The sequence below is a fragment of the Corynebacterium axilliensis genome, from assembly GCF_046097495.1.
Lineage (GTDB): Bacteria > Actinomycetota > Actinomycetes > Mycobacteriales > Mycobacteriaceae > Corynebacterium.
The window spans coordinates 670,545-696,542 of the sequence record NZ_CP175768.1; the positions used below are offsets into that span (position 1 = coordinate 670,545).

General features: G+C 64.2%; 23 protein-coding genes, 1 tRNA gene and 1 pseudogene. 8 read left to right on the forward strand and 17 right to left on the reverse strand.

Going from position 1 to position 25,998, the window contains the following annotated elements; genetic code table 11:
* Positions 1-36 precede the first annotated feature (36 nt).
* Complete coding sequence (gene rpsA / locus ACKFR8_RS03245) at positions 37-1,500, reverse strand: 30S ribosomal protein S1 (RefSeq protein WP_408930566.1); 1,464 nt, start codon at positions 1,498-1,500, stop codon at positions 37-39.
* Positions 1,501-1,729: 229 nt separating this feature from the next.
* On the opposite strand from rpsA, the gene ACKFR8_RS03250 reads away from it, so the two are divergent.
* Both ACKFR8_RS03250 and ACKFR8_RS03255 read left to right on the forward strand, forming a co-directional pair.
* Positions 1,730-2,470: a class I SAM-dependent methyltransferase gene (locus tag ACKFR8_RS03250; RefSeq protein WP_408930567.1), complete on the forward strand. Its 741-nt coding sequence runs from the start codon at positions 1,730-1,732 to the stop codon at positions 2,468-2,470.
* A gap of 10 nt (positions 2,471-2,480) precedes the next feature.
* Positions 2,481-2,948, forward strand: coding sequence for an RDD family protein (locus ACKFR8_RS03255; protein ID WP_408930568.1), 468 nt, complete (start codon positions 2,481-2,483; stop codon positions 2,946-2,948).
* Positions 2,949-2,972: 24 nt separating this feature from the next.
* On the opposite strand, the gene polA is transcribed toward ACKFR8_RS03255, so the two are convergent.
* Positions 2,973-5,642: a DNA polymerase I gene (gene polA / locus ACKFR8_RS03260; protein WP_408930973.1), complete on the reverse strand. Its 2,670-nt coding sequence runs from the start codon at positions 5,640-5,642 to the stop codon at positions 2,973-2,975.
* Between the two features lie 102 nt (positions 5,643-5,744).
* On the opposite strand from polA, the gene ACKFR8_RS03265 reads away from it, so the two are divergent.
* The 6 genes and pseudogenes from ACKFR8_RS03265 to ACKFR8_RS03290 all read left to right on the forward strand — a co-directional run bounded on the left by ACKFR8_RS03265 (position 5,745) and on the right by ACKFR8_RS03290 (position 9,757).
* Positions 5,745-5,818, forward strand: a tRNA-Leu gene (locus tag ACKFR8_RS03265).
* 69 nt (positions 5,819-5,887) lie between these two features.
* Positions 5,888-6,172, forward strand: a complete 285-nt coding sequence (locus ACKFR8_RS03270; protein ID WP_296133699.1) for a hypothetical protein — start codon at positions 5,888-5,890, stop codon at positions 6,170-6,172.
* A 150-nt stretch (positions 6,173-6,322) separates the two neighbouring features.
* Positions 6,323-7,159, forward strand: coding sequence for a DUF368 domain-containing protein (locus ACKFR8_RS03275; protein WP_306507359.1), 837 nt, complete (start codon positions 6,323-6,325; stop codon positions 7,157-7,159).
* Positions 7,156-8,038, forward strand: a pseudogene (locus ACKFR8_RS03280) (ABC transporter substrate-binding protein). Before ACKFR8_RS03275 ends, ACKFR8_RS03280 begins: the two are co-directional and overlap by 4 nt.
* Positions 8,031-8,993 (forward strand): amino acid ABC transporter permease, encoded by a 963-nt coding sequence (locus tag ACKFR8_RS03285; RefSeq protein WP_306507360.1) that lies wholly within the window; start codon positions 8,031-8,033, stop codon positions 8,991-8,993. The pseudogene ACKFR8_RS03280 and the gene ACKFR8_RS03285 overlap by 8 nt, the downstream one beginning before the upstream one ends.
* On the forward strand, positions 8,993-9,757 hold the full coding sequence (locus tag ACKFR8_RS03290; protein ID WP_408930569.1) for an amino acid ABC transporter ATP-binding protein: 765 nt from the start codon (positions 8,993-8,995) through the stop codon (positions 9,755-9,757). Before ACKFR8_RS03285 ends, ACKFR8_RS03290 begins: the two co-directional genes overlap by 1 nt.
* A gap of 117 nt (positions 9,758-9,874) precedes the next feature.
* On the opposite strand, the gene nusB is transcribed toward ACKFR8_RS03290, so the two are convergent.
* The 15 genes from nusB to aspS all read right to left on the reverse strand — a co-directional run bounded on the left by nusB (position 9,875) and on the right by aspS (position 25,902).
* Entirely contained in the window at positions 9,875-10,387 is a 513-nt protein-coding gene (gene nusB / locus ACKFR8_RS03295) for a transcription antitermination factor NusB (RefSeq protein WP_408930570.1), read from the reverse strand.
* A 1-nt stretch (position 10,388) separates the two neighbouring features.
* Entirely contained in the window at positions 10,389-10,952 is a 564-nt protein-coding gene (gene efp, locus ACKFR8_RS03300) for an elongation factor P (protein ID WP_296133690.1), read from the reverse strand.
* A gap of 97 nt (positions 10,953-11,049) precedes the next feature.
* Entirely contained in the window at positions 11,050-12,141 is a 1,092-nt protein-coding gene (locus tag ACKFR8_RS03305; protein WP_408930571.1) for a M24 family metallopeptidase, read from the reverse strand.
* 41 nt (positions 12,142-12,182) lie between these two features.
* Positions 12,183-12,608: a type II 3-dehydroquinate dehydratase gene (aroQ, locus tag ACKFR8_RS03310; RefSeq protein WP_296133686.1), complete on the reverse strand. Its 426-nt coding sequence runs from the start codon at positions 12,606-12,608 to the stop codon at positions 12,183-12,185.
* 9 nt (positions 12,609-12,617) lie between these two features.
* Entirely contained in the window at positions 12,618-13,703 is a 1,086-nt protein-coding gene (gene aroB / locus ACKFR8_RS03315; protein WP_296133685.1) for a 3-dehydroquinate synthase, read from the reverse strand.
* 12 nt (positions 13,704-13,715) lie between these two features.
* Positions 13,716-14,225, reverse strand: coding sequence for a shikimate kinase (locus tag ACKFR8_RS03320; RefSeq protein WP_296133683.1), 510 nt, complete (start codon positions 14,223-14,225; stop codon positions 13,716-13,718).
* Positions 14,222-15,433, reverse strand: coding sequence for a chorismate synthase (aroC, locus tag ACKFR8_RS03325; RefSeq protein WP_296133681.1), 1,212 nt, complete (start codon positions 15,431-15,433; stop codon positions 14,222-14,224). The genes ACKFR8_RS03320 and aroC overlap by 4 nt, the downstream gene beginning before the upstream one ends.
* A 51-nt stretch (positions 15,434-15,484) precedes the next feature.
* Positions 15,485-15,877 (reverse strand): prepilin peptidase, encoded by a 393-nt coding sequence (locus tag ACKFR8_RS03330; protein WP_296133679.1) that lies wholly within the window; start codon positions 15,875-15,877, stop codon positions 15,485-15,487.
* A 78-nt stretch (positions 15,878-15,955) separates the two neighbouring features.
* Positions 15,956-16,759, reverse strand: a complete 804-nt coding sequence (locus tag ACKFR8_RS03335; protein WP_296133678.1) for a shikimate dehydrogenase — start codon at positions 16,757-16,759, stop codon at positions 15,956-15,958.
* 3 nt (positions 16,760-16,762) lie between these two features.
* Positions 16,763-17,983 (reverse strand): endolytic transglycosylase MltG, encoded by a 1,221-nt coding sequence (mltG, locus tag ACKFR8_RS03340; protein WP_408930974.1) that lies wholly within the window; start codon positions 17,981-17,983, stop codon positions 16,763-16,765.
* Between the two features lie 46 nt (positions 17,984-18,029).
* Positions 18,030-18,569, reverse strand: coding sequence for a Holliday junction resolvase RuvX (ruvX, locus tag ACKFR8_RS03345; protein ID WP_296133676.1), 540 nt, complete (start codon positions 18,567-18,569; stop codon positions 18,030-18,032).
* Between the two features lie 24 nt (positions 18,570-18,593).
* Entirely contained in the window at positions 18,594-21,281 is a 2,688-nt protein-coding gene (gene alaS / locus ACKFR8_RS03350) for an alanine--tRNA ligase (RefSeq protein ID WP_296133674.1), read from the reverse strand.
* A 66-nt stretch (positions 21,282-21,347) separates the two neighbouring features.
* Complete coding sequence (locus tag ACKFR8_RS03355; RefSeq protein WP_296133673.1) at positions 21,348-22,715, reverse strand: replication-associated recombination protein A; 1,368 nt, start codon at positions 22,713-22,715, stop codon at positions 21,348-21,350.
* Positions 22,715-23,947, reverse strand: coding sequence for a phosphotransferase (locus ACKFR8_RS03360; RefSeq protein WP_306507374.1), 1,233 nt, complete (start codon positions 23,945-23,947; stop codon positions 22,715-22,717). Before ACKFR8_RS03360 ends, ACKFR8_RS03355 begins: the two co-directional genes overlap by 1 nt.
* Before the next feature lie 131 nt (positions 23,948-24,078).
* On the reverse strand, positions 24,079-25,902 hold the full coding sequence (gene aspS / locus ACKFR8_RS03365; RefSeq protein WP_306507375.1) for an aspartate--tRNA ligase: 1,824 nt from the start codon (positions 25,900-25,902) through the stop codon (positions 24,079-24,081).
* Between the last annotated feature and the right edge of the window lie 96 nt (positions 25,903-25,998).

Below are 25,998 nucleotides of genomic sequence, written 5' to 3' on the forward strand. Positions count from 1 at the left end.
AACTAGTGCCCCGAATGGGGAGACTAGTGAGAGGCTTTAGTTGCCAGCGAGCTTGTCGCGCAGAGCAGCGAGCTGCTCGTCGGAAGCCAGGGAACCGCCAACCTCTGCCTGGGTCTCGGATGCCGGAGCTGCATCCTGGGACTCGGAAGAGTAGTTGGAGTTGTTGGCAGCGGACTCGGCGGCCTCAGCAGCTGCAGCACGGTTGCGCTCGATCTGCGCGGTGTGCAGGTTGAAGCGACGCTCGGACTCGGCGTAGCGAGCCTCCCAAGCCTGACGCTGCTCGTCGTAGCCCTCGAGCCACTCGTTGGTCTCCGGGTCGAAGCCCTCCGGGAACACGTAGTTGCCCTGCTCGTCGTAGGAGTCAGCCATGCCGTACTTGGACGGATCGAACTCGTCGGTGTAGTCCTCGTCTGCCTGCTTCACAGACAGGGAGATACGACGACGCTCGAGGTCGATGTCGATGACCTTGACCATGACTTCCTGGCCCACGGTGACAACCTGGTCCGGGACCTCCACGTGGCGCTGAGCCAGCTCGGAGATGTGGACGAGGCCCTCGATGCCCTCCTCGACGCGGACGAAGGCGCCGAACGGAACGAGCTTGGTGACCTTGCCCGGGACGATCTGGCCCACAGCGTGGGTGCGGGCGAAGACGCGCCACGGATCCTCCTGGGTTGCCTTCAGGGACAGGGACACGCGCTCGCGGTCCAGGTCGACGTCGAGAACCTCGACGGTGACCTCGTCGCCCACGGTGACAACCTCAGACGGGTGGTCGATGTGCTTCCAGGACAGCTCGGAAACGTGAACCAGGCCGTCGACACCGCCGAGATCGACGAAGGCGCCGAAGTTGACGATGGAGGAGACAACGCCCTTGCGGACCTGGCCCTTCTGCAGCTGGTGCAGGAACTCGGAGCGAACCTCGGACTGGGTCTGCTCGAGGTATGCACGGCGGGACAGAACAACGTTGTTGCGCTGCTTGTCCAGCTCGATAATCTTGGCCTCGAGCTCCTGGCCGATGTACGGCTCCAGGTCGCGCACGCGGCGCATCTCAACGAGGGATGCCGGCAGGAAGCCACGCAGGCCGATGTCGAGGATGAGACCACCCTTGACGACCTCGATGACGGTACCGGTAACCGGCTCCTCCTTGGCGTGCAGCTCTTCGACGGCGCCCCAAGCGCGCTCGTACTGTGCGCGCTTCTTGGACAGGATCAGACGGCCTTCCTTGTCCTCCTTGGTGAGAACCAGTGCGTCGATCTCGTCGCCGACCTCAACAACCTCATCCGGGTTGATGTCGTGCTTGATGGAGAGCTCGCGGGACGGGATAACGCCCTCGGTCTTGTAACCGATGTCGAGCAGGACCTCGTCGTGGTCAACCTTGACCACGGTGCCCTCGACGATGTCACCGTCATTGAAGTACTTGATGGTGGCGTCGACAGCTGCGAGGAAGTCCTCTGCGGTTCCGATGTCGTTGATCGCAACCTGAGGGGTGTTAGAAGTTGGCATGTAGTTATGCTCCGAATAAACGTAGGAGATCGTAAATGGACAGTTACGTGTCTCTTGAAAAGCGTCTTTAAGCAGCGCAAATACGCAAGGCTTAGGATGGATTTCAATCCCGACTCGCAGACCGCCTGAGCCCTCCTACAGCAGCCCAGCGCGTCCCGAGTCATAGACACGCCCGACCAACACTACATCCCCGCAGCTAAAACGGCAAATGTGCCCCGCGAAAGGACTTATGTTTTCTCCCTCCACGGCCAACCAGGTCTACTGGGACCGCGACGCCGCGACCTACCATGCCTCCCACCCCGAGTATCTCTCCTCTTTTTACTGGTGCCCGGAGATGCTCCACGAGGCCGATGCCCGGCTCTTGGGCAGCACCGCGGAGCTTGCCCAGTACACGGTGCTCGAGTTGGGTTGCGGTTCCGCGCCCTGCACCGCGTGGCTGCAGGACCAGGCAGGGTTTGCCACCGGCTTTGACATTTCCCGGGGCATGCTCGACCACGCCCGCCCGGGTATGCCGCTCGTCCAGGCGGATACTCTGGCGCTGCCCTACCGTACCGATTCTTTCGACGTGGTCTTCTCCGCCTTCGGTGCGCTGCCGTTCGTGGCTGATCTCGACGCAGCCCTGACCGAGGTCCACCGTGTCCTCCGCCCCGGCGGGCGCTTCGTCTTTTCCGTGCCGCACCCCATGCGCTGGGTCTTTCCCGACGATCCGCAGTGTCTCACAGCGGAGCTGTCCTACTTCGACCGCGCGTACCTTGAGCAGGACAGCGAGGGCAACCTGACCTACGCAGAGTTTCACCGCACAATGGGTGATTGGATTCGTGCCTTGCAGGTTCGCGGCGCTTTTGAAATCCGCAACCTGGTCGAGCCCGAGTGGCCGGAGGATCTCGACATCACGTGGGGACAGTGGTCGCCGCAGCGCGGCACCCTCTTTCCCGGCACCGCCATCTTTGTGTGCACGGCGGACCGGTAGGCTGACGTTCATGATTGTCGAGCGCCTTGGGATTCTCTTTCGCCGCGTCGTGGCCTGGTGGATCGACGCCTTCCTGGCTGCTGCCATCATCGTGGTGTGCAAGTGGCTGGTAAACCTCGCCACCTCCGGAGCGCTTACAGGGCGCGCCGGCGAGATCTATGACATTGCGGCGCTAGCGCTGGTCTTTTTCGCCTACCGAGTGTGGGCGGAGGCTGCGAAGCAAACCTCGCTGGGCAAGTGGTCGCTTAAGCTCGAGGTCATTGCGCAGCGCCCCGGGGTAGCCAGCGCCCTTATCCGCAATAGCTGGATCCTGCTGACCTTGCTTGCATTGACCGGCCTGCCCTATGTGGAGGGAGTCGTCCTCGCGGTGCTGGGATTGAGCGTCCTTGCCTTCGGCCAGACCCCCTTCGACCTTTTGGCTGGCTGCCTGGTCGAGCGCCGCGCGCCCACGGATCTGGAGCGCGCGGCCGGCCTTTAGGGCACGACCTTGGCCGTTGGGCCTTTAGTGGGCGGCCGCGTCCCAGTTTTCGCCCTGGCCCACGGAGACCTCCAGCGGCACAGTCAACTCGATAGCCTTGTCCATCTCGCGCTCGAGGATGCCGTGCACCTGCTCGGCCTCGCCCGGGGCGACCTCCACCACGAGTTCGTCGTGGACCTGCAGCAGCACGCGCGAGGACATGCCCTTCAGGGCGGCGTCCACGCGCACCATCGCCACCTTAATAATGTCCGCCGCCGTGCCCTGAATAGGTGCGTTGAGGGCGGCGCGCTCCGCGTTCTCCCTCGCCACGCGGTTGTCGGAATTAAGCTCCGGCAGGTAGCGGCGCCGGCCAAAGAGCGTCGAGGTGTAGCCATCCTTGCGGGCCTGGACGACGACCTCGTCGAGGTAGCGCTTCACCCCGCCGAAGCGCTCGAAGTAGCTCTCCATGATCTGCTTGGCTTCGCCCGCCGGAATGCCCAGCTGCTGCGACAGGCCGTAGGCAGACAGGCCGTAGACCAATCCGTAAGACATCGCCTTAACGCGGCGGCGCAGCTCCGGGGTCACCTCATCGACGGGGACGTCGAAGACACGGGAACCAACGTAGTTGTGCAGGTCCTCGCCCTCACGGTAGGCCTCAATCAGGCCCGGGTCTTCCGAGAGATGCGCCATTACGCGCATCTCGATCTGGGAGTAGTCGGCGGTGATGAGAGTCTCGAAGCCCTCGCCCACGTGGAAGGCCGACCGGATCTGGCGCCCGGACTCGGTGCGCACCGGGATGTTCTGCAGGTTCGGGTCCGCCGACGAGAGGCGGCCCGTCGAGGCCACCGTTTGGTTAAAGGTGGTGTGGATGCGCCCGTCCGGCTGGATGGTCTTGATGAGCCCCTCCAGCGTGGTCTTCATCTTCTGGTACTCGCGGTGCGCGAGAAGGTGGTCCAGGAAGGGGTGCGGGTGGCTGGCCGCCAACTGCTCAATTTCCTTCGCCGCCGTGGAGTAGCCGGTCTTGGTCTTCTTCGTCTTCGGCATGTCGAACGTATCGAAAAGCACGGCCTGCAGCTGCTTGGGCGAGTTCAGGTTGAGGGAATCATCGCCCGCCAGCTCGCGGGCAGCGCGCTCCTGCTCGTTGACCTGCTCAATGAAGGCGTCGCGCTGGGTTTCCAGGACGTCCTTGTCCACGGCGATGCCGGTGGCCTCCATGCGCGCCAGGATCGTCACCAGCGGCAGTTCCAAGTCGGCGTAGAGCTCAAAGGAATCGATGTCCTGTAGCTGCTTAGTCAGCTCCGCGGCCAGCTCCATGATGGCGCCGGCCTGGTCCACCAGCGGGTTGTCATCCAGGATGGACAACTGCTCGCTGGCCTGGCCCAAGGACTTCTGCAGGTGGCGCTGGTACACGTCGCTCAGTTCGTAGGTGCGCTGGCCGGGGCGCAGCAGGTACGCCGCGATGGCCGTGTCGTGCGCGATGCCGGCAAGTTCCACGCCGCGGCCGGCCAGCATATGGAACGCCGCCTTGGCCTCGTGGAAGTACTTTGGCGCGTCGGAGGACAGCCACGCCGCCAAGGCGGCATCGTCCTCCGCACTGAGATCGGCCAATTCGACTTGGAGGCCCTCAAAGGAGGCGTCGACAAGCGCCAGCGCCGACGCATCGCCCGCACCCGGAGTGCCATCGCCCTGCACGAAGACCGCAACGTGCTCGCGCGCAGCACCGTCGCCGTCGCCCTGCAGCCACTCCGCCAGCGGCTGGTCGGTGATGGTCACGGACACCTCAGGCGCCTTCTCGGCGGCATCGGCCTCTGCGTCCGCGTCGTGCGGAACCGCCTTGAGCACACGCTCGCGCAGGTTGGTGCCGAATTCCAGCTCATCGAATCGCGCGGCCACCTCGCTGGCCACCGCGCCCTGGAAGGCCAGATCCGCAGGTCCAACCTCCAAGTCCATGTCCGTAATCATCTGCGTGAGCTGGCGGTTGAGCTTGACCTGCTCAATGCGGTCACGGAAGTTCTGGCCCGCCACGCCCTTGATCTCCTCTGCGTGCTCGATGAGCCCGTCGAGGGAACCGTACTGGGTAATCCACTTGGTGGCAGTCTTCTCCCCCACCTTCGGAACGGAGGGAAGGTTGTCTGACGGGTCGCCGCGCAGCGCCGCAAAGTCTGGATACTGCTGCGGGGTCAGACCGTACTTCTCCTCCACGGCGGCCGGCGTAAAGCGGTGCAGGGTCGACACGCCACGCATGGGATAGAGCACCGTCGTGGTGTCGTTCACCAGCTGCAGGTAGTCGCGGTCACCCGTGACCAGAAGCGTCTCAAAGTCGTTGCCCGCCTGCGTGGACAACGTGGCCACGATGTCGTCGGCCTCGAAGTTTTCGCGCGACAACGTCGTAATACCCAGGGTTCCCAAGACCTCACGAATGAGCTCGACCTGGCCGCGGAACTCCTCGGGTGCTGCTTCACGCTGCGCCTTGTACTCGGGGAACATCTCCGTGCGGAAGGTTTTGCGGCCCACGTCGAACGCCACTGCCACGAAATCCGGCTGCTCCTCAGCCAGGATGTTGGACAGCATAGAAAGGAAGCCGTAGACGGCGTTGGTGTGCTGACCGCCCGAGGTGGAGAAGTTCTCAGCAGGCAGTGCATAAAATGCACGGAAGGCCATCGAGTGGCCGTCGATAAGCAAGAGTCGGGGCAAAGAAGTAGTCACCCGGCCCATCCTAACGCGTCCGCTCACCCGCCACAGCCCGCCCTGGGTGTGGCAGATAGGCGGGGCAATTAGGTTCCGGCCATGCGCCTGCGCTACTATTTCATCCAGTGCGCCCCTGTAGCCCAATTGGCAGAGGCAACGGATTCAAAACCCGTGTAGTGTGAGTTCGAGTCTCACCAGGGGCACAATGTCACCCCACAGCTTGAGAGGCTGTGGGGTGCTTTACGTATATGACGGAAAGGAACCCTACCCCCATGCGTCGCACCCTTATCGCACTGAGCACGTCCCTCGCCCTTACCCTGGGCGGCACCGCTGCCGTTGCCACCGCCGCCGAGCCGCAGTCGAGCAACAGCCAGGAGGCCTCCTCCAAGCTGGAAGGCTCCTCCTACATCAAGGAAGTACACGACGCCGCCGCGTCCTCCGATAACCCGCAGCTCAACAACTTCTACGCAGTGATGCTGGATGCGCTGATCGGTTTTGCCGCCTTCGCCGTCCTCGGGGCCATCTACGCCGAGGTGGCCAAGCGCCTGCCCATGTAGTCCCCCCAACACGGGAAGCGTATAACCTTCCACGAACTGAATAGTTTGCATAAGCCTGGCGGCTGGTGAGAGAATAAGAAGTCATCTGCTCACCCCGTCTCCTCGGCACGGCACCCCCACCGCGGAGCACATCATCGCTAATTTCGGTTTATGCACTATTTTCTCAACGCCATCCGCGGCGCCCTCATTGGCATGGCCGAGCTCGTCCCGGGCATTTCCGGCGGCACGGTCGCGCTGATCGTCGGTATCTACGAACGCGCCCTCCACAACGCCAACGACCTCATCTCCGGCCGCTTCAAGAAGGTGGAATGGGGCTTCCTCATCTCCGTCGCAGTGGGCATGTTCCTCGCTGTATTCGGCTTCTCCAGCCTGCTGCACAGCTTTGTGGAGAACCAGGTCTCGCTGTCCAGCGGTCTCTTCCTGGGCATGGTCTTGGTGTCCATCATCGTGCCGCTGAGCATGCTGTCTCGCCGGACCTCTCCGTCCGCCATCATCTCCTTCGTGGTGGCCGCTATCGCCATCTTCTTTGTCACCGGTTACACCTCAGATCCGGTGGATAACCCCAGCTACATCGTCATCTTCTTGGCCGCCATGATCGCCATCTGCGCCCTGGTGCTGCCGGGCGTGTCCGGCTCCCTCATGCTGCTGACCATGGGCCTGTACCAGCCGATCATCGGGGCGGTATCGGAGCGAAACTTCGCCGTCATTGGTGTGTTCGCACTCGGCGCCCTGTGCGGCTTGGCCGCCTTTGTCAAGGTGCTCAACTACCTGCTGGACACCCACCGCGATCCCACCTTGGCTGCCATGGGCGGCTTCATGCTGGGCTCGCTGCGCGCACTGTGGCCCTGGGGCGCGGACCAGGACGCCTCCACCCCGCTCATCCTGCTCATGATTGTCTTGGGCGGGATCATCGTTGCCGCGTTCATCGTGGCGGACGCACGGAAGGCGGCGACCTACGAGAAGGTTCAAGAGAAGGTTGAACAATGAAGAAGCTCACAGCCGTCCTCAGCGCAGCGGCAATACTTGGTGCCAGCGGCCTGTCTGGCTGCGTCACCAACGAGGAACCGGCCCTGCCGGAAGGTTGGGCCGCGCCCGACGTGGACGAGGTTCCCGACATCGCCGCGATGTATCAGGACGCCGATGGGGTTCTTACCGTGGGTACCAATCCCCCCCTTCGCGCCCTTTCAGTTTAAGGATTCCGACGGCGCGCTCATTGGCCTCGAGATGGATCTCGCCCACGCTGTCGCGGAGGTCCTGGGACTCGAATTTAGGCCGGTGGAGCAGGACTTTTCCATGATCCTCCCGGCCGTGCAGTCCGGGCAGGTGGATATCGGCGGTTCCGGCTTCACGGACACTCCGGACCGCCGGGAGAATTTCGATTTTGTCGATACTTTCTACGCCGGCATCCAGTGGGCCGCGCTTGCCGAAGGCCCCCGGGACGTCGACCCCTCTCATCCGTGCGGCCTCACCGTCGCGGTACAGCGCACCACGGTCTCCGAGACCGACGACCTGCGCCCAAAGCAGGAAGCCTGCGGCGGCGACCTCACCATCCTCTCCTACGACACCAACGACAATGCGGCGCTCGCCGTCCTCATGGGCCGCGCGGACGCGCTGTCCGCCGACTCCCCCGTCTCCTCCTGGGCGGTCAACCGTTCCGACGGCCGCATGAAGATGGTCGGCGAGATGTTTGAGGCCAGCCCGTACGGCTTCGCCGTGCCGAAGGATTCGGACCTGGGCAAGGCAGTCGCCGCCGCCTTCCAGCACCTCATCGACACCGGGGAATACGCCCGGATCATGAGCGCCTGGGGCGTCGAGGAAGGACACGTCGAACACGCAATGATTAATGAAAGGCCGATCAATGACTAACTCAGCACATCCGTCACCGGCCCGGCCGGCGTCCGCCCCGTCAGCCGAGACCCCGCCCAAGATTGAGGCCCGCCCGCTGCGCCACCCGTGGCGCTGGGTCTTCGCCACGGTGCTCGTGCTGCTGGGCCTCTGGTTCATCATTGCCTCCGCCCGCAACGAGGCCTTCGGCTGGGGCACCTATGCGCAGTACCTCTTCGATACCCGCATCGCCACCGCCGCGCTGCACACCATCGCGATTACGATTCTGGCGATGATCATCGGCGTCATCGGCGGCGCCGCGCTCGCGGTGATGCGCATGTCCCCCAACCCGGTGCTCGGCGGCGTAGCCTGGCTGTTCCTCTGGCTCTTCCGCGGCACCCCAATCTACGTGCAGCTGGTGTTCTGGGGCCTGCTCTCCGCCCTGTACCAGTCCATCAACCTGGGCTTTACGGAGATTTCCCTGACCGAGGTCCTCACCAACGCCTTCCTCCTGTCCGTGCTCGGCTTGGGCCTCAACGAGGCGGCGTACATGGCAGAAATCGTGAGATCCGGAATCTCGTCAGTCCCGGAGGGCCAGAAGGAGGCGTGTAAGGCGCTAGGCATGGGCTGGTGGATGACCATGCGCCGCACGGTCCTTCCACAGGCCATGCGCATCATCATCCCGCCCACCGGCAACGAGTTCATCTCCCTTCTCAAGACCTCCTCCTTGGTGGTGGCCATTCCCTACACCGCCGAGATCTTCGGCCGCGCCACCGACATTTCCGCCGCGCTCTTCGAGCCCATTCCCCTGCTTATGGTTGCCGCTACCTGGTACCTGGCCATCACGTCATTGCTCATGGTGGCCCAGTACTTCTTGGAGCGCCGCTTCGAGCGCGGTGCCACGCGCGAGCTCACCGGCCGCCAGCTTGCTGCGCTGGCCGATGCCGAAGGCACCATCCCCCGCAACGTTTCCGTCATCCCGGAGGTTAAGAACTAATGGCTACTCCCATGATTTCCGCGCAGAACGTGCACAAGTCCTTCGGGCAACTGGAAGTGCTCAAGGGCATCGACATCACCGTCATGCCGGGCGAGGTGGCGTGCCTCCTCGGCCCGTCAGGCTCCGGCAAGTCCACGTTCCTGCGCTGCTGCAACCACTTGGAGAAGGTTACTGCCGGGCGCCTCTACATCGACGGCGAGATCATCGGCTACCGCGAACGCGACGGCGTGCTGTACGAGATCTCCGAAAAGGAGGCTGCAGCCCAGCGCCAGGACATCGGCATGGTCTTCCAGCAGTTCAATCTGTTTAGCCACCGCACCGTGCTAGAAAACATCATCGAAGCACCGGTGCAGGTCAAGAAACAGAAGCCGGAGGAGGCGAAACAGCGCGCGATGGAGCTGCTGGAGAAGGTCGGTCTGGCGCACAAGGCGGATGCGTACCCGGTCCAGCTCTCCGGCGGCCAGCAGCAGCGCGTGGCCATCGCCCGTGCGGTGGCCATGGACCCGAAGCTCATGCTTTTCGACGAACCCACCTCCGCCCTCGACCCCGAGCTCGTTGGCGAGGTGCTGCGCGTTATGAAGGAGCTGGCGGCCGATGGCATGACCATGCTCGTGGTCACCCACGAGATGGGCTTTGCCCGCGAGGTGGCCGACAAGATCTACTTCATGGATGGCGGAACCGTGGTGGAATCCGGCGCCCCCGAACAGGTTCTGGATAACCCGCAGCACCAGCGCACCAAGGACTTCCTGTCCTCTCTGTTCTAGAGCAAGCAAAGCTCGGCTGCGTGCCCCCCCTACGATGCACAAAGTCCGGCCCTATCATCACGGTAGGACCGGACTTTCGTCGTATCAACCGGTAGGCGCTCTCTCCTACTCGGCCTTCTACTCGGCCTCAGCGTCAGTCGCCGCCTCAGCCTCGTCCGTGGACGCGGCCATGGGGCTATCGGCGGACTGCACCTGGATGACGTCATCCAGCACTGCGTGGATATACGGTGCTGCCTGGTCGTTGGAGTACTCCGAGGCCAGCTCCACGCCCTCCACCAGTGCGGTGGCGTTCGGAACATCCGCGTTGAAGAGGATCTCCCACACGGATACGCGCATGATGGCGCGGTCCACCGCGGGGATGCGCTCGAGCGACCACTCATCGGAGAGATAGCGCGCGATGGCCTCATCGATGGCGTCCAGCTCCTCGGCGGCGCCAGAGACGATGTCCTGGGTGTACTCCGCAATCGGGGCCACACCGTTTTCCGGATCGCGCGCGAGCGCCACACGGTCCTCCACGATGGCCACGGGATCGACGTCGCGCGACTCCGCCTCGAACAGGATGTCAGCAGCGCGGCGGCGCGCACGGTAGCGCGCAGTGTGGCGCTTATAGTTCGGCTCGGGCTGGGTCATATTAGTTGTTGACGCGGGAGAGGTACTCGCCGGTGCGGGTATCGATCTTGAGAACGTTGCCGATCTCGATGAACAGCGGAACCTGGATCTCGGCGCCGGTCTCGAGGGTAGCCGGCTTGGTGCCGCCATTGGAGCGGTCGCCCTGCAGGCCGGGCTCGGTGTGCTCGACCTTGAGGTCCACGGAGATCGGCAGCTCGCCGAAGAGGGCCTCACCGTCGTGGAAGGAAACCTGCACGCGCATGTTCTCCAGCAGGAACTTGCCGGCCTCGCCGAACTTCTCGAACGGCAGCTCGTACTGCTCGAAGGTCTTGTCATCCATGACCACGTAGTTCTGGCCATCGTTGTACAGGTAGGTCATGTCGCGGCGGTCCACGTTGGCGGTCTCCACCTTGACACCAGCGTTAAAGGTCTTATCCGTCACCTTGCCGGAGACCACATCCTTGAGCTTGGTACGCACGAAGGCAGGGCCCTTGCCCGGCTTAACGTGCTGGAACTCAACGATCTGCTGCAGCTTGTTGTCGATCTTCAGAACGAGGCCGTTCTTGAAGTCAGTGGTATCTGCCATGAAATGACTCTCCCGAAATAATTGAGGGTGAAACTATGAAAACAGTGTCCAAGCATACCGTACGCACTCCGCGCTCGGTATGCCGGGGTGGCCGCTTCTAGAGGACTTGAAGATCCTTCGGGTACGCGGTGATAATCTTCGGCTCGCCGGAGGTAATGATCAGGCTGTCCTCGATGCGCACGCCGCCCTTGCCGGGCACGTAGATGCCCGGTTCGATGGTCAGCGTCATGCCTTCGGCCAGCTCTCCCTTGCCGGTCTTGGCCGCCGAGGGCCCCTCGTGGACGTCGAGGCCGATGCCGTGGCCCGTGGAGTGCACAAAGTACTCGCCAAAGCCGGCGTCGGTGATGACGTCGCGGCAGGCCGCGTCAACGTCGACAAGCGCAGCTCCCGGAACGGATGCCTCGACGCCAGCGAGCTGGGCCCGCAAGACCACGTCGTAAATCTCGCGCGCGAAGTCAGTGACGTTCCCGATGGCAAAGGTACGGGTGCAGTCGGAGTTGAAACCCCGCAGGTGCGCGCCGAAGTCGATGGTGACCAGGTCGCCGTCGCGCAGCTCGCGGTCGTCCGCGCCGTGGTGCGGCTTCGCGGAGTTCTCGCCGGAGGCCACGATGGTATCGAAGCTCACACGCTCCGAGCCAAGCATGCGCATGCGGTACTCCAAGTCGGCGGCGACCTGACGCTCTGTGCGGCCAGCGGCAATCTCCCCTGCCTCCACGAGCTCCGTGAGCGCCTGGTTGGCCAGGGCTGCAATCTCCTCGAGCTTCTCCAGCTCGAGCGGGTCCTTCACTAGGCGGATCTTCTCGATGACGCCACTGACCGGCACCAGCGTCACCCCGTCCGGGGCGGCCTTTTTCAGGCGCTCCAGCTGCGAGACGCTCACGTAGTCGGCCTCATAGCCGACGCGCAGCTCGCCCTCCAGCGTGCTGAGAAGGTGCGGGCCGACGTCGCGACCGAGCACAGCCTCGAGGTCTGGTACTTCCTCCGCAATCTGGGTGGTGTAGCGCCCATCGGTAGCCATGAGCGCCGAGAGATCCTTGCGCAGCAGCAATCCGCCGTTGGAACCGGAAAAACCGGAGAGGTAGCGCACGTGCGTCAGGTGTGTGACAACAACGGCGTCGATGCGCTGCCCAGCGAGCTCGGAGGCGAGCTTGCGGCGGCGGTTACTAAAACGAGTATCGGCCAAAGCCATGAAGAACCACTCCTATCTAATTGGGCGATACTCCATGATAACTAATCGGCCAGGAAGTACCCCAGTGCCGCGACGTACCCATAAGTTCCCAGACCAGCGATGACCCCGCGCGCGATGGGGCTGAGATAAGAGTGGTGCCGGAAGGGCTCGCGCGCATGCACGTTGGACAGGTGCACCTCGACGAAGCCGGCACCGTCTGCGACCTCGGCCAGCGCGTCCCGCAGCGCCACGGAGGTGTGGGTAAACCCGCCAGGGTTGATGATGACGGGCCACCCTGCGTCGGCGGCGCGGTGCACCTGCTCAATGAGCTCGCCTTCGTGGTTGGACTGAAAGAAAATGATCTCTTCGGCCCCGGCAGCGTCACGCACGCGCTTCTCGACGTCCCCCAGGGTCTCCGAGCCATACACGTCCGGCTGACGCTTTCCCAGGCGGTTCAGGTTGGGGCCGTTGAGGACAAGAATGGTCATGGAAGTCTCCTAATGTGCAGCGGACGTATCAGATATCGCGGCGTAGGCGGCCTTGAGCTCCGCGTCCGTGGCGTCCTCGATGCGCGTGGTCTGACCGATTCCGGTCAGCGCCACGAAGCGGATGTGGCCGCCGCGGTTCTTCTTATCGTGGCGCATGCCCTCCACCAGCTCGGCGAAGTGCCCGGGCGCATAGGTGGTGGGCAGTCCCACCGAGGTAAGGATGTCACGATGGATATCGAGCAGGGCATCGTCGATCAGCCCGCGCGCGTGTGACAGGTGGGCAATGAACATCATGCCGACCGCAACCGCGCGGCCGTGGCGCCAGGTGTAATTTTCACAGCGCTCCACCGCGTGGCCGAAGGTGTGGCCGTAGTTGAGGGTTTCACGCAGCCCTGCTTCCTTGAGATCCTGGCCCACCACGTGGGCCTTCACAGCAATGGAGCGCTCAATCAGCTCCGGAAGAACACCCTTTGGGTCAAGGCATTCGGCTGGACTAGTGCGGTAGTGCTCGATAATGGCGGGGTCATGAATGAAGCCCGTCTTAATGATCTCCGCGGACCCGGCGACGATCTCTTCCGCCGGCAGAGTCTCTAGGCGCTCCAGGTCCACAAAGACCGCGGAGGGCTCGTGGAACGCGCCCACCAGGTTCTTTCCCGCGGAGGTATTGATACCGGTCTTGCCTCCCACGGCCGCATCCACCATCGCCAGCAGCGTGGTGGGGGCCTGGATGACCGGGATTCCCCGCATCCAGGTCGCCGCCGCGAATCCGGCGAGATCGGTCACGGCCCCGCCACCCAGGCCTACCACAGCGTCGCGGCGGCTAAAGCCGGCCTGCCCCAGGCTGTCCCACAGCCCGGCAAGGACGTCGAGCTGCTTGGCTGCTTCAGCATCCGGCACCTGCAGGAGGTGGGACTGCGCGCCCGCGCGCGTGAGCGCGGACGCCAAGTCCTGCGCCGCCTTCCGCAGAGGCGGCTGGTGAATGATGGCCACCTTGCCGGCGCCGATGCCGTCCAGGTGCTCCACAATGCGGGCGCTGAGGACGTGGCCGATGGTGACCTCGTAGGGTGCAGGCCCGTTGACGGAAATGGTGCGCATTGCTGCTACTCCTTAGAGAGTTTCGAGGAAGCTCAGGATATCGCCCACGACCTGCTGCGGCGAGCGCACGCCAGTGCGCACCTTGAGGTCCGCGACCTCCGTGTAGAGCGGGCGGCGCGTCTCGAGGAGCTGGGCGTAGTGCGCGAAGGGATCGGCCGAGTCCAGAACCGGGCGGTTGGCATCCCCCAGCGTTCGGGCCACACCTTCCTCCGGGGTTACCTCGAGGTAGACCACGGTGAGGGAATCCAGCAGCGCGCGGGTGGACTCAGTGAGCACCGCGCCACCACCGAGGCTAACCACCCCACCGGTGCTGAGCGCCGCTTTGACCTGCTCCGCCTCCGCCTCGCGGAAAGCCTGCTCCCCCAGCTCCGAAAAGACCTCACCGCAGGCCTTGCCGTACTGGATTTCCAGAAGCTCATCGGTATCCACCAGTTGGCAGTTCAGGGCGCGCGACAGGCGGCGGCCGATGGTGGACTTGCCTGCCCCGGGAGGGCCGACGAGAACGACGTGTGGAGTGCTCATGCCTCACCCCACGTCAGCCGGTCCACAACATACTCCTGGTAGGAGGAGATATTGCGCTTGGTCTCCGCCACCGAGTCGCCGCCGAACTTTTCCAGCACGGCGCGCGCGAGTACGAGGGCCACCATGGCCTCCGCTACGACGCCTGCAGCCGGGACGGCGCACACGTCGGAGCGCTGGTGGATGGCCGTGGCCGCCGAGCCGGTGGCCATGTCCACGGTCTTCAAAGCACGCGGCACGGTGGAGATCGGCTTCATCGCTGCACGCAGGCGCAGCGTCTGACCGTTGGTCATACCACCTTCCAGGCCGCCGGCGCGGTTGCTCTCGCGCTCCACTCCGGTAGCGGTGCGCACCATCTCATCGTGGGCCTCGCTGCCACGGCGGCGGGCTTCAGCGAACCCGTCGCCGACTTCTACGCCCTTGATGGCCTGGATGCCCATAAGCGCTGCGGCCAGCTGTGCGTCCAGCCGGTCCTCGCCGGAGGTGTGGGAGCCCAGGCCAATCGGCAGGCCGTCGACGATGACCTCGACGATGCCGCCCAGCGTATCGCCCTGCTTCTTCGCCGCTTCAATTTCAGAAATCATGGACTCCTCAGCCGCCTTGTCGAAGGCACGGACCGGGGAGGCGTCAATTTCCTCCAGCGCCGCAAAGGTAGGCTGCGGGCCCGCATAGGCCTCGGAGCCACCGATGGAGATGACGTGGGAAAACACCTCGATGCCGAGGGTTTCGCGAAGGAAGTTGCGGGCCACGGTAGCTGCCGCGACGCGCGCGGCCGTCTCCCGCGCGGAAGAGCGCTCCAGAATCGGCCGGGCCTCAGAGTGGTCGAACTTCACCATTCCGGCGAAATCGGCGTGGCCTGGGCGCGGGCGGGTCAGCGCGGCGCCGCGGCCGGAGGCCATAGCCTTGGCTACCTCTGGGTCCTCCACGTCCACTGCATCTGGCGACATGATGGTGGTCCACTTCGGCCACTCGGTATTGCCAATCATGATGGCGATGGGGCTGCCCAGAGTCTTTCCGTGACGGATGCCGCTAAGCAGGGTGAGATCGTCAGCCTCAAACTTCATGCGGGCGCCGCGGCCGTAGCCTAGGCGGCGGCGGGAAAGCTGAAGGGCAATGTCGTTTTGAGAGATAGGAACCCCGGCCGGCATGTGCTCAAGCAGTGCAATGAGCGCCTGACCGTGGGACTCCCCTGCGGTAGTCCAACGAAGCATGCGGACAATTATCGCACGCCACATGTGCTTTCGTGCGCACTAGGTGCTCAATCACACCGTGTTGGGGCTAAAAATCACTACAAGCGCCGCGGCCAGCAGCATTCCCGGACCGTGCGGCGGTGCTTTATCCCGTGTGATGAGTCCCCACGCCACAGTGCCGAGCGACGCCCCCATCATCGCGCCGAGGACCCCCATCACCCCGAAGGCATGGGCGGTGAGCATCCCGAGGGGCACGGCGAGCTTTACATCCCCGCCGCCCACGCTTGCCGTCTTCGTGACAAGCGCCAGCGCCACGTACAGTCCCGGCCAGACCAGCCCGGCCGGGCTGAACCAGAGCAACGATACGGCAGCAGCAGGAAGCGTCAGCACGTTAGGCAGGCGCTTATACCGCACGTCGAAAATAAATAGGGCGCACCCCCACGCCACCAGAATTAAGACCCCCATGACGCCGGAGTATACCGTCGCGCAGGTCACCGCGCGCGACGGAATTGGCCACCTCTTCGGCTCTGGCTACGAGGCGGCTTAGCCCGTCACGCCCACGGTGGCCTGCAGAGCGGCGAGCATCTCCGCGCGCGGGGCGGCGTGGCCGGTGAACTGCTCAAACTGGGAGTAAGCCTGGTTCGCCAGCATGATGTGGCCACCCACAGTGGCCATACCGTCCGCAGCGGCGTACTTCGTCAGCGGCGTCGGCCAAGGGTCGTAGATGACATCAAAGACCGGCGCCTTGGCAAGCTGCGGCACGTAGCTATCCAGTGCGGCAGAGGGCACGGTGGACACGATGAGGTCGGCGGACCGAGCGATGCGTTCCAGATCATCCGAGAACGTCGCGGCGCTGAGCGTGATGCCCAGCTCGTTTGCCAGCGGGCGCAGCTCTGCCACGCGGTCGGAGCGGTTGAGCACGGTGACAGTACGCACGCCGCGCTGCGCCAGGCCCCACAGCACTGGTCGGGCCGTACCGCCGGCGCCGATGAGCAGCGCCGAGGCTCCCTCCACGCCAAGCTCCTCGAGCGCGCCCAGCACACCCTCAGTGTCGGTGTTGTCTGCGCGCCAGCCGTCGTCCGTGCGGACCAGCGTGTTAGCGGAGCCGATGAGCTGCGCGCGCTCGGAGACACTATCCGCGCACGCCAACGCATCGAACTTCAGCGGCATGGTGACGGAGAAACCGCGGTAGTCCTCCCCTGCCGCATTCAGAAAGGCAGGAAGGTCCGTGACCTCAATCTTCTCGTACACCCAGTCCTCCAGACCCAGCGCGGCGTAGCCGGCATTGTGAAGGACTGGGGATAGGGAATGGGAAATCGGACTTCCCAGGACGGCGGCCTTGGGCATGGGCTACTGGCCCTCAGCCGGGGCCTCTACCGGAGCTTCCTCCGGCGCGGGTGCCTCGCCGCCATCGCCATTGCCTGCGCCCTCGCGCTTACTGTCCAGAATGCCGGAGCGCACTGCCTCGTCGACATTGGACAGGTGCTCATCGTAGTTATCGGTGAACACCGTGGTGCCCTCACTGTCCACCGTCACGAAGAACAGCCAGTTACCCTCGGCCGGGTTCTCCATGGCCGTGATGGCGTCCTCGGACGGCGAGGCAATAGGCGTATCCGGCAGGCCATCCTTGGCGTAGGTGTTCCACGGGGTCTCGCGGCCGCGGTCCTCGTCGGTAGTTGCCAGCTCCACGTCCTTAAGGCCGTAGTTCACCGTAGAGTCCAGCTCTAGGCGCATCGGCTCGTCGAGACGGTTGAGGATAACTCGGGCCACCTTGGAGAACTCTCCGGTCGGGGACTCGCGCTCCACCAGGGAGGCAACGGTGAGCAGCTCGTAGGGCTTAAGGCCGATGGCCTCGGCGCGGGCCACGATGTCGGTGGCGTTGTAGCGCTTGGTGGAGCGAGACACCAAATCCGTCAGGATTTGCTGGGCATCCATGTTCGGGTCGATGACGTACTGGCCTGGGGCGATGAGGCCCTCCAAGCGCTTAGGGTCATCCCCACGAGCACGGACGGCATCAAGAGCCCACTCCGGAGCGCCCAGCTCCGCCGGATCCACGGTGGCGGCAACCTTCTCCAGGTCCTCAGCAGAAACGCAGCCGCCCTCCTTGCAGGAGACTTCCGAAATCTGCGAGTAGATACCAAAGCGCACATCGCCGCCCACCAGGTTGACGTCCTGCAGCGTTGCACCGCCCTGGACGTCAAGCATGTCGACCTGGTTGGTCTCATCCAACAGTGCCTCCACCGCGGACTTCGCACTCATCTCCTCTTGGAGGCGGTAGAAGCCCGGTTTGATCTGGCTCGCCCGCGGGTTGCTGTTGGCCGCAGAGGTGAAGGCCTCAGGGGTCTTCACCACATTCTTCTCCGCCAGCGTGGGCGCCAGCTGGCTCATCGAGGACCCTTCAGGGACCTCCACCGTCTGGACAACCCCGTTGCCCTGGCCCTCGTAGTCCAAGGTGCTTCCTCCTCCCAGCAGGCGGAATCCGATGTAGCCCAACCCGCCGATGATCAGGACGAGGCAGGCAATCAGCACGGCGAGGCCGCGCTGGCGTCGTTTGACGTGCTTCGGCTCCATCGAGCGTCCGATGCGTGATGGTTTACGGCTCACGTACTTAGTCTCCTCAGTGTGAAGGCTCAGGGCCTGAATTAGGGCCGCTCAACGCGAAATGGCGCGCATCCAGCCAGGATTGCAAAATTTCCACCGCAGCCGCTTGGTCGATGACCGCGCGCCCACGCTTCTCTGACACACCAGAGGCCCGCAGCGCACTAGTGGCCGCCACCGTGGTGAGGCGCTCATCCACCATGCGCACGGGCGGAACTACACTTATCGTGTCATCTCTGTCTAGTCGCCGGCGGATGCGAAACGCTATTTCTTTGGCATGTTTCACACTCTTTGAGCCATTCCCCTTCAAATCACGGGGCAAACCCACGGCGATTTCGACAACGTCATACTCGCGGATAAGCTCCAGCAGGCGGTCAATGTCGCCCTTGTCCCGGTCCTTAAAACCGGTCTGGCGCGCCACGGTCTCCACCGGCATGGCCAACGTGGCCTCGCGGTTCGACACCGCCACGCCGATGCGCACGGTGCCTACATCGAGTCCCAGGCGTCGGCCCGGGCCGGGATCGTCCGCGCCCGGAGTATCGGGCTCGATTGCTGCCATACTGTCGCTCTCCTCCCTCGCGTCCTAGTGTGCGGCGAGTTCGTCACGCAGCGCATCAAACGCTGCCTGCAGGCCGTCCGGACGAGCACCGGAGCCCTGCGCCATATCCGGCTTGCCGCCGCCCTTGCCGTCGACGTAGCCGGAGATGGTCTTCACCAAGTCTCCTGCCTTGACGCCACGCTCGTTAGCCGCCTTGGTGGCGCCGACGATGAACGGCAGCTTGCCGCCCTCGTTCTCCGAAGCCAGCGCCACGATACCAGCGACGTCTCCCAAACGGTTCTTGATGTCCGAAGCCAGGGTGCGCAGGTCCCCGCCGTTGACACCGTTCGGCAACTTGACGGAGACCACGGTGAAACCGTTGACCTCGCTAGCTCCCTGAATCATCTCCGCAGTCTGGGACATCAGCTGCGCCTTGTGCAGCTCATCAATCTGCTTCTCTGCAGCCTTGAGCTTCTCCGTGAGCTGTGCGATGCGCTCCGGCAGATCTTCAGTCTGCACCTTGAGCTCACGGGAGACGCCCTCCACCAGGGCGGTCTCCTTGGAGTAGTAACGGAAGGCATCCAGGCCGGAGTAGGCCTCAATGCGGCGGGCACCGGAGCCCACGGAAGACTCACCCAGCACGGACACCGGCCCGATCTCCGCGGTGTTAGCCACGTGGGTACCACCACACAGCTCGATGGAGAAGGGTCCGCCCATCTCCACCACGCGAACCTCGGAACCATAGTTCTCACCGAACAGCGCCATCGCTCCCATTTCCTTGGCCTTATCCAAAGAGGTCTCGATGGTGTGCACCTCGAAGTGCTGATCCACTGCCTGGTTGGTCACCAGAGCAATCTCCTCCAGCTGCTCCGGGGTGAGCTGCTCGGTGTAGTTGAAGTCGAAGCGCAGGTACCCCGGACGGTTCAAGGAACCAGCCTGGACCGCCGTGGGGCCAAGCACCTGGCGCAGCGCGGCGTGGATGAGGTGCGTCGCCGAGTGCGCCTGCACCGCACCGTGGCGCCACTTCTCATCAACCGCCGCGGTAACCCCGCTGCCGAGCTCCAAGCCGCCCGAGGTGACGGTGGCCTTGTGAACCCACAGCTTCTTACCGATCTTCTGCACGTCGTTGACCTCGAGCAGCGTCTCGCCCTGGAGAATCCGGCCGCGGTCGGCGGTCTGGCCGCCGGCCTCAGCGTACAGCGGCGACTGGTCCAGGATGACCTCCACCGTGTCACCGGCCTGCACCTCGGAGACCTTCTGGCCATCGCGGACCAGGCCGATCACCTTGGCGTCGGACTCCAGCGTCTCGTAGCCGGTGAACACCGTAGCGTGGTTATCCACCCAGCCGCGGTACAGGGAAAGATCGGCGTGGCCGTGCTTCTTAGCCTGGCTATCAGCCTTGGCGCGACGGCGCTGCTCACCCATGGCGGCATCGAAGCCCTCCATGTCCACGCTCAGTCCGGCCTCCTGCGCCATCTCCAGGGTCAGGTCGATGGGGAAACCGTAGGTATCGTGCAGCTCGAACGCCTTGTCACCGGGCAACACCTTCGCGGTGGCGGCGCGGGAGGTGTTCTTAAGCTCCTCCACTGCTTCGTCGAAAAGCTTGGTACCAGACTCCAGCGTCTTGAGGAAGGCCTTCTCTTCGTTGACGGCCACGCGCAGGATGCGTTCGCGGTTCTCCGCAATCTCCGGATAAGAGGGGGTCATGGTGTCCATGATGGTGTTCATGAAGCGCTCCATGGTCTCGCCCTTCGCGCCCAACAGCTTGGCGGAGCGAATGATGCGGCGCAGCAGACGGCGCAGGATGTACCCGCGGCCCTCGTTGCCCGGGGTCACACCGTCCAGGATGAGCATCATGCCGGTGCGGGAGTGATCCGCCACCACGCGGAAGCGGATGAGGTCCTCCTTCGGAGCATCCGGAACGTACTTCGCGCCGGTGAGCTCCTCCGCCACGTCAATAACCGGGCGCAGCAGGTCCGTCTCGTAGACGTTATCGACACCCTGCAGGATGCAGGCCACGCGCTCAATGCCCAGGCCGGTATCGATGTTCTTCTTGGGCAGCTCGCCGACGATCTCGAAGTTTCCCTTGCCAATGCCTTCGCCGCGCTCGTTCTGCATGAAGACCAGGTTCCAGATCTCCATGTAGCGGTTATCGTCCGCCACGGGGCCGCCGTCCTGGCCGTACTCGGGGCCGCGGTCGTAGTAGATCTCGGAGCACGGACCGCACGGGCCCGGGATGCCCATAGACCAGTAGTTGTCCTCCATGCCCAGGCGCTGGATGCGCTCGCGCGGCACTCCAATCTTGTTGTGCCAGATTTCTGCGGCCTCATCGTCGTCAAGGTATACGGTGACCCACAGACGCTCCGGGTCGAGGCCCAGGCCGCCGTCCTCCACCGCGCCGGTCAGCAGCGTCCACGCGTGCGTGATGGCGCCTTCCTTGAAGTATTGGCCGAAGGAGAAGTTGCCCGCCATCTGGAAGAAGGTGTTGTGACGGGTGGTGATACCGACCTCTTCGATGTCCAAGGTGCGCACGCACTTCTGGATGGAGGTAGCGGTGCCGTTTGCAAACGGCGGGTTCTGCTGGCCCAAGAAGTAGGGCTTGAAGGGAACCATGCCGGCGTTAACGAAGAGCAGGTTCGGGTCATCCAGGATCAGCGACGCGCTGGGCACGGCCTCGTGGCCGGCCTTGACGAAATGCTGGGTAAAGCGTTCCCGGATCTCATGAGTCTTCACGAGCAAAAGTCCTTCACTGTTGAGCGGTTTCTATCAGCGCTCAACTTTACCCGTCGTTGCCCACGCTTATCGACGCCGCCCCCGAATGATGTCCCGCAGCCGGCCCAGGTAGTCGCGGACCCGCTTTTCGGCACCGTGGTCGGTGGGCTGGTAATACTCGGCGTCGGCCAGCGCGTCCGGCAGGTACTGCTGCGCCACCACGCCTCGTGGGTCGTCGTGGGGATAAACGTAGCCCACGGCGTTGCCCAGGCGTTTCGCGCCCTCGTAGTGGCCATCGCGCAAATGCGGCGGCACGTGGCCGATCTTGCCCGCCTGGACGTCGGCCTGGGCGGCGCCGATGGCGTTAATCACCGAGTTCGACTTCGGCGCGGTGGCGAGGTGAATCGTGGCCTGCGCCAAAGGAATGCGCGCCTCGGGCAGCCCAATCAGTGCGGCGGCCTGCGCGGCCGCGACCGCGGTGGGCAGGGCCGTCGGATCCGCCATGCCAATGTCCTCGGACGCGTGGACTATGAGGCGACGGGCGATAAACCGCGGGTCCTCCCCCGCCTCCACCATGCGCGCCAGGTAGTGCAGAGCAGCGTCGACATCCGAGCCACGGATGGATTTGATGAAGGCGGAGACCACATCGTAGTGCTGGTCGCCATCGCGGTCGTAGCGCACCACTGCACGGTTGACGTTGTCCTTAATGATCTCACTGGTCAGCTCGCCGCCATCAGGCACCGCTTCCGCTGCGGCCTCCAGGTACGTCAACGTGCGGCGCGCGTCCCCTCCGGCTAACAGGACCAGCTGATCCAGGGCGTCGGACGTGGCGGTGATGCGCCCATTCAGACCCCGCTCACTTGTCAGGGCACGTTCCGCCAAGGCTCGCAGCGCCGGGTCCTCGAGCGGCTCCAGGTGCAACAGGAGCGAGCGTGACAGCAGCGGGGCGACGACAGAAAAGGACGGGTTCTCCGTCGTCGCGGCCACCAGCAGCACGGTCCGGTTCTCTACGGCGGCAAGCAGTGCGTCCTGTTGCGTTTTGGAAAAGCGATGGACCTCGTCGATAAAGAGCACCGTGCGGCGGCCGTGGATAAGTTCCTGGCGGGCGTGCGTAATGACCTCGCGCACCTGCTTGACGCCGGAATCCAAGGCAGACAGACCGATGAAGTTGTCTCCCAGGGACTTGGCAATCAGGGAAGCAATCGTGGTCTTGCCCGTACCGGGCGGGCCGTACAGAATGACGGATGCTTCGCCCGATCCCTCAATAAGCCGGCGCAACGGCTTGCCGGGCTCCAGCAGGTGCTCCTGGCCTACGACTTCCTCGAGGGACTGCGGCCGCATCCGTGCCGCCAGCGGCGAACCGGAATGGGTGGCAAAGATATCCTGCCCCGGCGCTCCCGGGCGCGAGGCGGCGGGATCGCCACCCAGAGCCCCGAAAAGCGAGTCTTGTGCCATTAGGACTCCCGCAGGCGCGCGGCTACCTCGCGCCCAAACTTCGCCACCGGCAGGCACACCTCGCTGCCGCACTGCGCGGCGTAGCGCGACAGCGCCTCAAACGTCTCGTACAAATCGCGCCGGATGAGGACCTCGTCCTCAGAAAACGGACCGTGATCCGGCGGGCGCAGCAGGGAGCGGTGCGCATCGTGGTAAATCTCCGCGTTGCCCTCCGCCAGTGCCACCACGCCTTCGATGCCACCGGCGTACATGGTGGTCACGCTGGACAACGCCCAGCCGATGAGGGAGGCCACGAGCAGGCGGTGCAGAGTGTCGTCGTCGGCCAGCTGCGGCCATACGTTGACAATGCGGCGCTGCCAGGCGTGGATAAAGATGTCTGCTTCCTCGTCCGTAATCGGGCGCGTAAAGAGGAACTGCGGGAAGCCGGCGATAACGCAGGCCACGTCAAAGCCTACGTTGCGGAAGCCCGCCCACTCATAGTCCAAGAAGGTGAGCTTCTGCCCCACGATGATGTTGTCCGGGGACAGGTCGAACGGGGTGAAAGCGCGGTCGCGGCCGGAGCTCAAGCTGGCAGTCGCCGTTCGGGCCAAGGCGAGCACGTCCTCCGGCGGGGTCAGGCCGGCGTGGTCGAGGATATCGGCCCCGATAAGGATGGAGCGCTGCAGTGAGTCATCGCGCAACGCCTGGTGTTTGGCGTACTCCGGATGGCGGCGCAGCTGCCGGTGCAGCAGGGCGTCGTAGTCCTCCTCGCGGCTCGCTGTGCCCGCGTGCATCTTGCCCAGGGAGCTGCCGAGCATGCGTAGCAGGTCTCCGCGGTCGCTCTCGCCGCTGCGGGCGAGGGTGTCCGCCAGGGTGTCGCCATCTCCGGCATCTGACAACACGAGGATGCGCTTGTCCACGTCGTGCGCCAGCAGCACCGGACCGGGCCGGACCTCCTCCGCCATGGAGGTAGTGAACTGGTAGGCCACAACCTCCCGCAAGAGCGCTGCATCATCGATGGTGTGGCCGGTGACCGGGTTGTACTTGATCACCACGGAGCGGTGCGGGAAGAAGGCGCTCGGGGTGGTGCGCACACGCAAGACTACGGCATTGCCGGAACCGCCGAGAAGCTCTGCCCCGCTCAGATCCGGCTCACCACCGAACCGGCGCGACAGCAGCTGCGCGGCCTCCGCCACGACGCGGTCAATCACCTCAACCTGGCCCTCAGGGTCTCGTGCGTACTCGTCGCTCACGGTGAAACACCCACCTTTCTCCTCGGTCCCGCAATCATACTCCTCACAACTGAGTCCCCGGACGGTGGAAAAGCCACGCTCCAAGAGTCATGACTATCGCAGTGTCCGGGGACTCGCGTTAACAGGGCGCCTTACTTGTCGGCCTTCGCAGACTTGTCAGCCTTGGCGGCCTTGTCTGCCTTCTCCGGCTTGAAATCCACGCCGGTTTCCTTGCGCTGCGCCGCCGGGATGGTACCCGGAGCATCGGTCAGCGGGTCAACGCCGCCGCCAGACTTCGGGAAGGCGATGACGTCGCGGATGGAATCGAATCCGCCCAGCAGGGAGACGATGCGGTCCCAGCCGAAGGCGATGCCGCCGTGCGGCGGGGCACCGTACTGGAAAGCATCGAGCAGGAAGCCGAACTTCTCCTGTGCTTCCTCGTCACCAATGCCCATGACATCGAAGACACGCTTCTGCACGTCCTGGGAGTGGATACGGATGGAGCCGCCGCCGATCTCGTTGCCGTTGCAGACAATGTCGTAGGCGTATGCCAGTGCCTCGCCCGGGTTCTTGTCAAAGTTGTCCAGGTACTCCGGCTTCGGGGAGGTAAAGGCGTGGTGGACGGCGGTCCACTTGGAGTGGCCCAGAGCCACGTCACCGGATGCGGTGGCGTCTGCGGAAGGCTCGAACAGCGGAGCGTCCACGACCCAGGTAAAGGCCCAGTCGCCCTCCTTGATGAGGTCCAGCTTCTTCGCAATCTCGCCGCGGGCTGCGCCGAGCAGGGCGCGGGAGGACTTGGTGTCACCGGCGGCGAAGAAGATGGCGTCACCCGGCTTAGCGCCGACGTGCTCAGCGATACCCTCGCGCTCAGCGTCGGTGATGTTCTTGGCTACCGGGCCGCCGAGGGTTCCGTCCTCCGCAATGGTGATGTAGGCCAGGCCCTTCGCACCGCGCTGCTTGGCCCAGTCCTGCCAGGCATCGAACTGGCGGCGCGGCTGGGAGGCGCCGCCCTCCATGACGACGGCACCGACGTACTCGTTTTGGAATACGCGGAAGGTGGTGTCCTTGAAGAAGTCCGTGCACTCCACAATCTTGATGTCGAAGCGCAGGTCCGGCTTATCGGAGCCGTAGTACTTCATGGCGTCTGCGTAGGTCATGCGCGGGATCGGGGTCTTGATCTCGTAGCCGATGAGCTTCCACAGCGCGGAGACGACCTCTTCCGCCAGGGCGATGACATCGTCCTGGTCCACGAAGGACATCTCCACGTCCAGCTGGGTGAACTCCGGCTGGCGGTCGGCGCGGAAGTCCTCATCGCGGTAGCAGCGAGCAATCTGGTAGTAGCGCTCCATGCCGGAGACCATGAGCAGCTGCTTGAACAGCTGCGGGGACTGCGGCAGGGCGTACCAGCTGCCCGGCTTCAGGCGAGCCGGAACCAGGAAGTCGCGAGCGCCCTCCGGGGTGGAGCGGGTCAGCGTCGGGGTCTCGATTTCGGTGAAGTCGTGGCTATCGAGCACCTGGCGAGCCGCGCGGTTGGCAGCAGAACGCAGGCGCAGAGCGTTGGCCTGGCGCTCACGGCGCAGGTCGAGGTAGCGGTACTTGAGACGGGTCTCCTCGCCCACCTCGCCGGAGGAGGAAGGATCATCGATCTGGAACGGCAGCGCGGCGGACTTGTTGAGCACCTCAAGGTCGGTGACGTTGACCTCGATCTCACCGGAAGCCAGGTTCGGGTTCGCAGAACCCTCCGGGCGCGGCTCGACGACGCCGGTGACCTTGACGCAGTACTCAGAGCGCAGGTCGTGGGCGCGCTCAGCCACCTCGGTCTCACGGAAGACCACCTGGGCGATGCCAGAGCGGTCGCGCAAGTCGATGAAGATGACACCACCATGGTCGCGGCGGCGCGCCACCCAACCGGTTAGCGTGACAGACTGCCCCGCCATCTCCTTGCGCAGTTCGCCTGCCAAATGTGTACGCAGCACGTTCGTTCAATCCCTTCTTATTGTTGACGCTCATGCCCACCCACGCCACGCGTAAACAGCACGCGCCGAGGAGCACAAGAACTTGAACGGCCCAAG

Coding starts and splice junctions, on each gene's coding strand:
- efp (WP_296133690.1), bottom strand. CDS start 10,952: ATGGCAGATACCACTGACTTCAAGAACGGCCTCGTTCTGAAGATCGAC.
- ACKFR8_RS03320 (WP_296133683.1), bottom strand. CDS start 14,225: ATGAGCACTCCACACGTCGTTCTCGTCGGCCCTCCCGGGGCAGGCAAG.
- ACKFR8_RS03290 (WP_408930569.1), top strand. CDS start 8,993: ATGGCTACTCCCATGATTTCCGCGCAGAACGTGCACAAGTCCTTCGGG.
- ruvX (WP_296133676.1), bottom strand. CDS start 18,569: ATGGCAGCAATCGAGCCCGATACTCCGGGCGCGGACGATCCCGGCCCG.
- aroB (WP_296133685.1), bottom strand. CDS start 13,703: ATGCGCACCATTTCCGTCAACGGGCCTGCACCCTACGAGGTCACCATC.
- ACKFR8_RS03275 (WP_306507359.1), top strand. CDS start 6,323: ATGCACTATTTTCTCAACGCCATCCGCGGCGCCCTCATTGGCATGGCC.
- ACKFR8_RS03255 (WP_408930568.1), top strand. CDS start 2,481: ATGATTGTCGAGCGCCTTGGGATTCTCTTTCGCCGCGTCGTGGCCTGG.
- ACKFR8_RS03250 (WP_408930567.1), top strand. CDS start 1,730: ATGTTTTCTCCCTCCACGGCCAACCAGGTCTACTGGGACCGCGACGCC.
- ACKFR8_RS03270 (WP_296133699.1), top strand. CDS start 5,888: ATGCGTCGCACCCTTATCGCACTGAGCACGTCCCTCGCCCTTACCCTG.
- aroC (WP_296133681.1), bottom strand. CDS start 15,433: ATGCTTCGTTGGACTACCGCAGGGGAGTCCCACGGTCAGGCGCTCATT.
- aroQ (WP_296133686.1), bottom strand. CDS start 12,608: ATGACCATTCTTGTCCTCAACGGCCCCAACCTGAACCGCCTGGGAAAG.
- mltG (WP_408930974.1), bottom strand. CDS start 17,983: ATGGAGCCGAAGCACGTCAAACGACGCCAGCGCGGCCTCGCCGTGCTG.
- ACKFR8_RS03305 (WP_408930571.1), bottom strand. CDS start 12,141: ATGGCTTTGGCCGATACTCGTTTTAGTAACCGCCGCCGCAAGCTCGCC.
- rpsA (WP_408930566.1), bottom strand. CDS start 1,500: ATGCCAACTTCTAACACCCCTCAGGTTGCGATCAACGACATCGGAACC.
- ACKFR8_RS03285 (WP_306507360.1), top strand. CDS start 8,031: ATGACTAACTCAGCACATCCGTCACCGGCCCGGCCGGCGTCCGCCCCG.
- nusB (WP_408930570.1), bottom strand. CDS start 10,387: ATGACCCAGCCCGAGCCGAACTATAAGCGCCACACTGCGCGCTACCGT.
- ACKFR8_RS03355 (WP_296133673.1), bottom strand. CDS start 22,715: ATGGCACAAGACTCGCTTTTCGGGGCTCTGGGTGGCGATCCCGCCGCC.
- polA (WP_408930973.1), bottom strand. CDS start 5,642: ATGGGCCGGGTGACTACTTCTTTGCCCCGACTCTTGCTTATCGACGGC.
- ACKFR8_RS03335 (WP_296133678.1), bottom strand. CDS start 16,759: ATGCCCAAGGCCGCCGTCCTGGGAAGTCCGATTTCCCATTCCCTATCC.
- ACKFR8_RS03330 (WP_296133679.1), bottom strand. CDS start 15,877: ATGGGGGTCTTAATTCTGGTGGCGTGGGGGTGCGCCCTATTTATTTTC.